The organism is Micromonospora sp. DT228, assembly GCF_049841595.1.
In the GTDB taxonomy this organism is placed as follows: domain Bacteria; phylum Actinomycetota; class Actinomycetes; order Mycobacteriales; family Micromonosporaceae; genus Micromonospora.
The window spans coordinates 18,700-29,830 of the sequence record NZ_JBNCKO010000025.1; the positions used below are offsets into that span (position 1 = coordinate 18,700).

Here is an 11,131-nt window from a genome sequence, read left to right on the forward strand (position 1 = left end):
GCTAGTTGGCCGGACCGATGAGCCGCCAGGGCTCCAGGTCCGAGTTGGCCCCGGTGCCGGGCACGTTGCCCTGGGTCCACCACTTGGCCTGCCAGACCTTTCCGGCGTACTTGACGCTGATGTTCTCCACCGACTGGGTCGCCGGGTTGTAGATCTTGCCGGCGTCCCAGGCCGGCGCCGAACATCCGCCGGTCGCCGGGATCACCTTCGCGGCGCCCCGGTTCTGCTCCGGCGCCGAGGCGAACGTGGTGCCGCCCAGCCTGACTGTGGTGTTCACCGGTCCGGTAGCCGGGATGTAGTAGATGATCGGCACGTCCAGGCTCTGTCCCGCCGGGATGATCTGGCAGTAGTCCAGGGTGAGGCTGACCCGGTGGAAGGCGCCGGAGAGCCCGGTGCCGACGTTGGGGCCGGTGTGCCCGGCCTGCACCTGCCACCGGCCGCCCTGGGCGCTTGTCTGCCAGTTGCCGTCCTTGATCAGCGGGGGCGTCGAGGTCGGCAGGTCGAAGGAGATGACGTTGTCCCTGCCGCCACCGATGGTCACCCCGGTGTTGTTGCTGATCCGGACGGTCGGGGTCAGTGGCCACAAGCTCGCCGTGTCGGTCGGGTAGCGGACCAGGTCGACTGTCACGTCGACGGCCAACGCCGGACGCTGCACCGAACTTCCCGCGCCGCGGTTGTCGCCGTACGCGGCGGCGCCCTGAAGCCGTTCGTGCAGGCGGTTGGTCAGGGTGTGGCCCATCACGCAGGGGTTGTCGGGTGTCGCCTCGGCCGGGCACTCGTAGTCGCCGGAGAGTTCCCACATCATCACGCCACCCGCGCCCTTGCGGTTGACGTAGTCGACGACCTGGTCCAGACCCTCGGTGTCCTGGATGGAGAGGTAGGTCTTCTTCTCCGGGTTCCACAGCCACGCGGTGCGGGTGGTCACGTCCCAGTACCGGTCGTACGTGCCGGTGCGCCTGTCGTTCGGGTCGCTGTCCGGCGTGAGGCCGACCGCTTTGGCGTAGCGGGGGGTGAGGTCGCGTTCCAGGTTCTTGGCGTGCCACATCGGATTGACCCCGGCGCCGACCTCCTGACCGTTGGCGTCGAGGTCGTGCCAGATGTTGTCGATGCCGAGCGCGCCGCCGCCGCACGGACGGACCAGGCCGGTACCCGGCTGACAGTTGCTGCCGACGGACCTGCCCCACATTCCGTTGCTGCCACCTGTGACGTTGCGCCAACCCCGGGTGTAGTACGGGATGCCAATGTTGATCCGCCCGGCCTGCATCGCGCCGCGCAGGTGGTGGAAGGCCCAGTCGGTGTTGAAATAGCCGATCTTCTGATATTCCGGCGTGGAGTACAGGTCGCTCAGCTCCGGGTCCTTGCCGTCGTCGTACAGGGCGGCGTTCGGACCGACCACCTCGTTCCAGGAGCCGTGGAAGTCGTACGCCATCAGGTTGGTGTAGTCCTGGTAGCGCAGCGCCTTCTGGTTCTCCATGCCCCGGACCAGATAGCCGGAGGCCGACGTGGCCGAGGTGAGCAGGTGGTAGCGACCACTGGTGGCGGATGCCCGGTCCAGCTTCTCCCGCAGCGTCTTCATCAGGGCCGTGTACGAGGTCGGCAGTCCCTTGCGGCGGGACCGCGCGTCGCTCCAGTCGTTCGGGTTGCCGGTGTCGTCCAGCACGGTCGGGTACTCGAAGTCGATGTCGACTCCGTCGAAGCCGTACCGGCCGAGGAAGCCGACGACCGAGTCGGAGAAGGTGTTGATCCCGGCCTGGTTGGTCGTACCGTCGGCGTTGGTGGTCATGCCGTAGAAGCCACGGCTCTCCGCCCAGCCGCCCACCGAGATCAGCGTCTTCACCCGGGGATGTAGACGCTTGTAGGTGGTCAACAGGTTGAAATGCCCCCGGTACGGCAGGCTCTGGTCCATCTCGGTGCCTGGAACGTTCCAGGTCATGCCGGTTGCCGGGTTGTTCGGGCCGTCCGCGCCGACCGAGATCCGGTTGTTCTCGACCCGGGCGAACGCGTAGTTGACGTGGGTCAGCTTGGACCACGGCATGTTCTTGACCAGGTAGGAGGGCTTGCCGTCGGCACCGGTACGGCTGCCGTTGAAGTAGCCGATCACCCGACGGCTCCGGCCTTGGCCGAGCCACTCTCGGCCGTCGCGCTGGTAGACGTCGCAGTAGGGGGTGGCGGTACCGGCGGTCGGGATCATGCCGTCCGGGCGGCACTGCGCGTGGTCGGTCGGCACCGTCGGGCGGGTGCCGCCGTTGTCCCCGCCGGGATGCTGCTCCATCGGGTCGCCGGCGCCGCCGTTGCGGCTGCCACCGGCCCGGCCGGCGGGGTTGCGGGCGACGATCTCATCGATCAACTTTCCGCCCGGGAAGTCCATCATCACGATGCCGAGCCGGTCCATGGTCTCTCGTCCGCCGAAGTTGCCCGCCCGGTTCGGATAGAACTCGGGGCACCGGTCGTTGCTGCCCCGCAGGCACTGGATGAGGAACTCGTTGACCCCAGTCGCCCCCGGGGTGCCGCCGGCGACCGTGTACGGATTGGTGAGGCCCCCCGTACCGCTGGTGAAGTTCATGTACAAGGCGCCCGGCTCGTGATCGTGTCGGGTCTGTTCGCCACGGTTGGCGTCCCACACCCCGTTGGTCTTGCGCAACTGCGTTCGGACCCTCTCCCACTTGTCGTCGATGTCGCTGATCTGGGGGACGTTGTAGTCGTCCTGCACGTAGCCGGCGTAGGAGCCGCCAGCGGGGTAGAGCTGCCCGATCCCGTAACCTCCGTAGATACCTCCGGCCGGTCCACGGAACCCGAGCAGGACGATCTTTCCGCGGACGGCGCCGAGGGTCGGCGTGGTCGTCTGCTCGACACCGTCGACCGAGTCGCTCCAGAACAGGCTGTCCCAGGCCTTACCCTGTCTCGTCTCGTCGCCGTTGCCGGTGTGGTAGCGCCCGGTCAGGTACGAATCGAACACCTTCCGCCGCCATTCGGTGCTGCCGTAGCCCTCGGCGTCGGCACAACTCGTTCCATCGGCCAGGCACTCGGCCTTGAGATTCAGGAGCACCGTCTCGGTCGGGTTCGCCCGCAGGAAGGTCTCGATCTTCGTGAGGACGTCGGTGAAGTTGGCCCACTGGTAGTAGACCCCGTGGTGGACGGTGAACGTCAGCCCCGCGTCCCCTTGGTCCACCCGGACCCGGATGTCGATCGACCGGATACCAGCACTCAGTTGGGCGGCCAGGGTCTCGGCGCTGTACCCGAGGCGTTCCTGCGTCTGGGTGAGGCCTGTCGAGATGTACTCGCAGTCGCTGCCGTTCTGGCTCGCCGAGTATCCGCAGAGAGCGAGAGTGTCGTGGGTGCCGGGAATCGACAGGTCGGCGAGGCTGGCGTCGTCCGACACCCGTGACATCCAGTCCCGGTTCGCCTCGGCGGCGGATCCGATGCTGCTGTAGTGGTCGTTGGCGAAGGCCGGCGTGGCCGGACCGGCGACAGCTGTCGCGGTCGTCGCGACCAGTGTCAGGACGAGCAGGGCGATCGCTGGCCTGGGCTGTCGGAAACGCCGTGGCCACCCGAGAACCGGCGTCTTCGCCAGAGCCGGTGGGGCGGATGCTGAGGGTGTCGTCGGCATGGCAGACCTCCGGCAGGCGTGATCGCGCGTGCGAGCACGCATCGATGGAACTACCCGCAGTCTTGGTGCCGCGCCGCGTCGAGACATCTGTCAGATGACGACGATCGACGCTGATGACATCCCGGCCAGATCCTCCAGGAGAGTCAGCTACCAGCCGGTCGCTGGCCCCTTCGGGCGCCGCTCTCGGCCGCACGGAGGTCGACAGGTGCTCCACCTGCCGCCTGCCGGCACCTCCCGGACGACAGGCCCGGAAGTGCCGGCATTCTTGGTCGACTGGATCGAGGCCTGTCAGTCGTTACCGATCGTGACGGCTTGTTGCTGCTCCCTCTGGTGTTGACGGATCGAGTACGTCACGGCGGCCGCCCAAATCGCGCAGACGACCGCGTAACAGCCATAACGGATGGTGGCCGGGGCATTGAACCAGTCACCGCGTAGCAGGGTTCGGCTGTTGGTCAGCACGATCACGCCGCCGACCGCGGAGCCGAGCACCCGGGGCGGGACCATGCGTACGAGCCAGGCCGCCACCGGCGCGGCGATCACCCCGCCGATGAGCAGCGCGACAACCCAGCCGACGTTGATGTTCTCCGCACCGATACCGACGAGGAAGCCGAGGCTCGCCGCGACGGCGACCAGGAACTCGCTGGTGTCGATCGACCCAATGACCTTGCGTGGTTCGAGCCTGCCGCTGGCCAAAATCGCCGGGGTGCCGATGGGTCCCCAGCCGCCGCCACCGGTGGCGTCGACGAAGCCGGCGAGCAGGCCCAGCGGACCGAGGAACCGCTTGCGCAGCGGCTTGCCCACGTTGCCCTGCGGCAACCCGAAGGTCGTGAAGCGGACCAGGAGGTAGCTACCGAGGGTGAGCAGGATCAGCGACATGATCGGTGCCGCCGCATCGGTGGAGAGGCTGGACAGGAAGGTCGCGCCGGCGAAGGCGCCGACCGCACCCGGAATGCCGATCCGCGCGACGACCTTCGCGTCGACGTTGCCGAATCGCCAGTGGGCGGCACCCGAGGCGAGGGTGGTGCCGATCTCGGCGAGGTGCACGGTGGCCGAGGCGGCGGCGGCATGGACGCCGACGGCGAGCAGCAGGGTCGTCGAGGTCACGCCGTAGGCCATGCCGAGACTGCCGTCGACCAGTTGGGCGCCGAGACCGACCAGGGCCAGCAGGAGAATTTTGCGCATGAGGGACCACCAGTTCGTCGGGGGGCAGGTGGAGGCGGGAAGCAGACAGCTCAGGTTGGACAGGCGGGTGGGCGGCCCTTCGGCGAGGTCTTGCCGGTCCGGTGATCGCCGACAGGCACCCGGCGGTGCCGCTGGGCACCCGCAGGCGTGGCGGCCCATCGACCCCGAGGGTGTCGAGGAACGGACGTCCGGAGGGATGGCGTGGAGCTTCCGCCCTGGAGGGCTCGCGAAGCACGACCGGCGCGACCCGGTGGAGCGGACCGGGCCCGCCCGGCGGCAGTCGATTCAACGACGGCGACCGGGCCGCTCCGCACGATGACGAGGCATTCTATCGGTCGATTCTCCTCCTCTCCGGTGGGCATTCGGCGTATTCGACGGGTGGCCGATCCGGACCAATTCCATACTCGGCAGATAGGAATGGTTCCGGCCCAAGCAAACCGACCAGATAAGAGTGCTTTTATAAACCAGATCGGCAAGGCCATAGTGATTGACATCACTCTTTTTGCCGGCGAGTAACATCTTCGAAATCAAATTAAGTCGATAGTTAACACCATGCCCTGCGGCCGGAGCGCAGCCGCAGCCCATCCATCCAGGTCAAGTCGACATGCCTCGATGGACGGAAGATGTCCCGCGCTCCAGCGGACTGGCCGGAAGAACCGCAGGCCAGCGGCCTAGTTAGGGAGATTTAACTGAGCCGTAACTAAGCTGGCCTAACTTAATTGAAGCCCGAGATCGATAGACGACAATTATCGACGGGCAGCCCCGGTTGATCATCTGATCCATTCGGTCGCGTCCGAGAACCGGCGCCCAATGAAGTGGGAGTCCGATGAGCCCTGCACCGAACACGCGCGATCTCGTAATCGCGATCAGCGCCGGTAGCCTCCTCGAACCCAGTCCCGGGATCGTGACCGCCGCCCGTCACGGCGGCGGTCACGGCGTCCTGGACCTCGCCTCCGGCGACAGCTGGACACTCACCGCCCTGGCCCAGGCCACCGCCGGGTCGAGCGAGCCGATCGGCGTGCGCGTGCCCGCCGGCTGCACCGCCACGCCGGCTGACGTGGACCGGGCGGGCCACGGCCAGGTCGATCTCGTTGTCCTGCCGCTGGACACACCCTGGTCACTGGCCGACCTGGTCGACAGGTACCGGGTGCTCGTCGAGGTGACAAGCCTCGACGACGCCCGATCCGCCGCGGCCGCCGGGGCGCACGGGCTCATCGCGCGGGGCATGGAGGGTGGCGGCAAAGTCAGCGAGCTCAGCTCGTTCGTCCTGCTCCAGCAACTGGCCGCAGCCGACGACATCGACCTGCCGATCTGGGTCGCCGGCGGCGTCGGTCCCCGCACCGCCGTCGCCTGTGTCATCGGCGGCGCGGCGGGCGTCGTCCTGGACAGCCAGCTCACCCTCATGCCCGAGTCGGAGCTGCCGGCCGACGTGCGGGGCACGATCCGTCGGATGGACGGGTCCGAGACGGTCCTGGTCGACGGTGTACGCGGCATCCGCCGGGGCGGTCCGCACGACGGCGCCTCACAGCTGCTGCCGATCGGTCAGGACGGCTGGCTCGCCGCTGTCTTCGCCCGGCGCTGGCCCGACACCGCCGCCGCCGTACGCGGAATCCGTGCCACGCTGCTCGAAGCGATAGCCGAATCGGCTGGCGGGGACGTCCTGGCGCCGGGTGCCGCGCTCGCCGACGCCCTCAACGTACGGATACCCGTGGTGCAGGGCCCGATGACCAGGGTCAGCGACGAGGCCCCGTTCGCGGCCGCGGTTGCCGCCGACGGCGCGCTGCCCTTCATCGCGCTCGCACTGTCCGGTGCGGAACAGTCCCGCCGGGTGCTCCGGGAGACCGCCGATCGGCTGGGCGACAGGCCCTGGGGCGTCGGGGTGCTGGGCTTCGCGCCCGACGAGCTACGCGCGGCACAACTTGCCGCTATCCGGGAGATCAGACCCGCGTGCGCGATCATCGCGGGCGGCCGGCCGTCCCAGGCCACGGCGTTGGAGCAGGACGGAATCAACACCTTCCTGCACGTACCGTCACCGGGGTTGCTGCGGCAGTTCCTGCGGGCGGGCGCGCGCAAGTTCGTCTTCGAGGGCGCGGAGTGCGGTGGGCACGTCGGGCCACGGGCCAGTTTTCCCCTGTGGGAGGCGCAGCTGCTGGTACTCGAAGAGTTCCTGGCGGACACGCCGGACGACGCCGGGCGGCTGCAACTGCTGTTCGCGGGCGGAATCCACGACGCCCGATCGGCGGCGATGGTCGCCGCGATGGCGGCCCCGCTGAGCGGACGCGGGGCGCAGATCGGCCTGCTGATGGGGACCGCCTACCTCTTCACCCTCGAAGCGGTGCAGGAGGGCGCGATTCAACCCCTGTTCCACCGTGCGGCCATCACCGCCACCGGGACGTCGCTGCTGGAGACCGCCCCCGGACACGCGACCCGCTGCCTGCCCAGTCCGTTCGTGGACGACTTCCACGGCGTCCGGGAGGAGCTGGAAGCCGCCGGGGTGGAGAACCGCCAGGTCTGGGAGCATCTGGAACTGCTGAACGTCGGCCGGCTGCGGATCGCCAGCAAGGGCGTACGCCGGGGGGACGACGGCCTGGTGGAGGTCGACGAGGCGGTGCAGGCCGTCGAGGGAATGTTCATGGCTGGCCAGGTCGCCGTGCTGCGCCACGCACCGACCACTGTCGCAGAGCTGCACGCGCAGGTCACTACCGAGGCACGGGAGTTCCTCGCGGTACGGGCCGCCGCCCTGCGCGCCGAACTCATCCCGCCGACCGTGCCGGTGGACGAGTCACCCGCGCCTCTGGACATCGCCATCGTCGGCATGTCCTGCGTCCTGCCCGGCTCCCCCGACCTGCACAGCTTCTGGCAGACCGTACTCGGTGGCACCGATGCGGTCACCGAGGTGCCGACCGACCGGTGGGACGTCGACACGTACTACGCGCCTCAGGTGGAGCCGGGGAAGGCGGGTCGGACCAGCGTCTCCCGGTGGGGCGGGTTCATCGAGCCGGTCCCGTTCGACGCGATCCGCTACGGGATTCCTCCGGCGGCGCTGAGCAGCATCGACCCGACCCAGTTGCTCGCGCTCGAGGTGGCACACCGGGCGCTCGTCGACGCCGGATACCCGTACGACGCGGCCGGCGCGGACCACCGTCAGACCGGGGTGGTGTTCGGGGCCGAGGCCGGCAGCGACATGGGCCACGCCCAGACGCTGCGGACCATGCTCCCGGCCTACCTCGGGGACGTGCCGGCCGAGTTGGAGGACCAGCTCCCCACCGTCACCGAGGACAGCTTCCCCGGCGTGTTGGCCAACGTCATCGCCGGCCGGATCGCCAACCGCCTCGACCTCGGCGGTCCCAACTACACAATCGACGCCGCCTGCGCCTCGTCGCTCGCCGCGATGGACGCCGCCTGCAAGGAACTCAGCGCCGGCAGCAGCGACCTGATGATCTGCGGCGGTGCCGACCTGCACAACGGCATCAACGACTACCTGATGTTCACCTCCGCGCACGCCCTCTCCCCCACCGGGCGCTGCCGCACCTTCGACAGCACCGGCGACGGTATCGCCCTCGGCGAGGGGGTGGCGTGCGTCGTGCTGAAGCGGTTGGCCGACGCCGAGCGCGACGGCGACCGGATCTACGCCGTGATCAAGGGCATCGGAAGCTCCAGCGACGGACGTGCGCTCGGGCTTACCGCCCCGAGGGCGAGCGGGCAGCGACGCGCCCTCGACCGGGCCTACCACCGCACCGGGGTCTCGCCCCGAGAGGTCGGTCTGGTCGAGGCGCACGGCACCGGCACCGTGGTGGGCGACCGTACCGAACTGGAGACCCTGACCCGGTTCTTCGACGAGGCCGGCGCGGAGCCCGGCAGTTGCGCGCTGGGCTCGGTGAAGTCGCAGATCGGGCACACCAAGTGCGCGGCCGGCCTGGCCGGCGTGATCAAGGCGAGCCTCGCCCTCTACACCGGAGTGAAGCCACCCACGATCCACCTGACCCGCCCCAACCCGGCGTGGAGTCCGGAGAGCAGCCCCTTCGCGTTCTACACCGATGTTCGCCCATGGATCGCGCCGGCGGCCGAGCGGCTGGCCGGGGTGAGCGCCTTCGGCTTCGGCGGGACGAACTTCCACACCGTGCTCAGCGCGTACCCGAACAGCCCGGAGCCACGGCACACCCGGCAAGCCTGGCCGGCGGAGCTGTTCTGCTTCCGCGGCGCCGACCGGCCCGCGGCCCAGCTGCGGGTACGGCGGCTGCTGGAGCTGTTGTCGAACCGCGACGAGCTGGGCCGACCGTGGTCGTTGCGTGACCTGGCCGCGTCCCTGGCCGACGAGGCCGATCACCGGGCGGGCCCGGTCCAGGTCGCCGTCGTCGCTCGTGACCGGGACGATCTCGCCGAGCTGTTGGGCCGGGCCGTCGGCGGCGAGCACGACCCGGCACGCGGGCTGGTCCAACCGCCGCACGACCCGGAGCCGGGCAAAGTGGCCTTCCTCTTCCCCGGTCAGGGCAGCCAGCGGCCGGGTGCGCTCGCCGAACTGTTCGTGGCGTTCCCCGAGTTGCGGCACTACCTGCGCCTCGGCGCCGAGTGGGCGGACCTCCTCTTCCCGCCGTCGGCATTCGACCCGGACACGGCGCGCGAGCAGGAGGACCGGGTACGCGACACCCGGGTCGCCCAACCCGTGCTGGGCATCGGCGGACTCGCTGTCGACCACCTGCTGCGGCGGCTGGGCGTCCGGCCGGACCTGACCGGTGGACACAGCTACGGGGAGCTCGTCGCGCTCTGCGTGGCCGACGCGTTCGACCCCGAGACCCTGCTCGCGCTGAGCCGGCAACGGGCCGACGCGATCCTCGCCGCCACCGGCGACGATCCGGGGACCATGGCGGCGGTCACCGGCACCGCCGAGCAGGTGAACCGGGTGCTCACCGAGTCGGGACTGGCCGGCGAGGTCGTCCTGGCCAACCGGAACGCGCCGACGCAGGTCGTGATCTCCGGTCCCACCCCCGCGGTCGGGTCGGCGGTGGCGGCGCTGCGCGAGGGCGGGCTGTCGGCCCGGGGCCTTTCCGTCGCGTGTGCGTTCCACAGCCCGGTGGTGGCCGGCGGCACCGCGCGTTTCGCCGAGGCGCTGGCGGCCAGCAGAGTACGGGAGCCGGCCATCCCGGTCTGGTCGAACCACACCGCCGCCCCGTACGACGGTGACGCCGACCGGGTCCGTGAACGGCTCGCCGCGCAGATCGGCGCACCCGTGCGTTTCGTCGAACAGATCGAGGCGATGTACGCCAGCGGCGCTCGGACCTTCGTGGAGGCCGGCCCCGGTCAGGTTCTCACCAAGCTGGTCCGGGCCGTCCTCGGCGACCGGCCGCACCTGGCGGTCGCCACCGAGCCCCGTCCCGACGAGGGGCTGCGCGGCTTCCTCGTCACTATCGCTCAACTGGCCTGCGCCGGCGTTCCGGTTCGGACCGGTTGGCTGTTCCAGGGCCGCGACGCGGCGGACCTCGCGGCGGCCAAGACGGCCGAGCGTCCGTTCTGGACCGTGGACGGCCAGCTCGTACGAGATCGGTCCGGGAACAGCCTGCCCGGCGGAATGACGCCCCCACGACGGATCAAGGAGTTGTCGATGACCACTTCGAACGGGACCGCCTTCGGTGGTCGGGACGGCCGCGACGAGTTGCTGAGCGAGTTCCTCCGCACCAGCCGGGACATGATCGCCTCGCAGCGGGACGTGATGCTCGCGTACTTCGGCGACGGCACGGGTGGTCGACTCGTGTGGCAGCCCTCGCAGGCGTACCCGCCGGTGGTGCTGCCGGGTCATGGGAGCGAGGTCGCCCCGGTCGCGACGACGGCGGTGGTGGTGGCCGCTCCCCCGGCCGCACCGACGAGCGGGGTCGGGGTGGCCGCTGTGGCGGTCGCCGCGTCCGGTCCTGATTTTCAGAGCGCGATCCTCGACGTGATCAGCGAACGCACCGGCTACCCGGTGGACCTGATCGAACTCGACCTCGACCTCGAAGCCGACCTCAGCATCGACTCCATCAAACGTGCCGAAGTCGCCGGCGAAGTCGCCGCACGACTGGGCCTCGCCGTCGACGGCGACGAGGCCGAACTCGAAGACCTCGTCAAGGCCCGCACCGTACGCACAATGGTCGACTGGCTCAACCAGAAGACGCGGTCGACGACGAGTACGACCGTGATCCACGCGACCGCCGTACTCGGCCCGGCGAGCGGGATGGCGCACTCCACCGCTCTGGTCGCGACCGGCACCGCGGTCCTGACCCGTCCCGACTTCCAGAGCGCGATCCTCGACGTGATCAGCGAACGCACCGGCTACCCGGTGGACCTGATCGAACTCGACCTCGACCTCGA

At 69.6% G+C, this 11,131-nt stretch carries 3 protein-coding genes; 1 reads left to right on the forward strand and 2 read right to left on the reverse strand.

Translation table 11 applies throughout. From position 1 onward, the window contains the following. Nucleotide 1 precedes the first annotated feature (1 nt). Together ACLQ29_RS32390 and ACLQ29_RS32395 are read right to left on the reverse strand one after the other, a co-directional pair. Nucleotides 2-3,607, reverse strand: a complete 3,606-nt coding sequence (locus ACLQ29_RS32390; protein WP_425775180.1) for a phosphatidylinositol-specific phospholipase C domain-containing protein — start codon at nt 3,605-3,607, stop codon at nt 2-4. Nucleotides 3,608-3,895: 288 nt separating this feature from the next. Next, nucleotides 3,896-4,789, reverse strand: coding sequence for a sulfite exporter TauE/SafE family protein (locus ACLQ29_RS32395; RefSeq protein WP_425775181.1), 894 nt, complete (start codon nt 4,787-4,789; stop codon nt 3,896-3,898). A 904-nt stretch (nt 4,790-5,693) separates the two neighbouring features. Here ACLQ29_RS32395 and ACLQ29_RS32400 point away from each other — a divergent pair. After that, a partial coding sequence (locus ACLQ29_RS32400) for a beta-ketoacyl synthase N-terminal-like domain-containing protein (protein ID WP_425775182.1) occupies nt 5,694-11,131 on the forward strand: 5,438 nt, incomplete at its 3' end.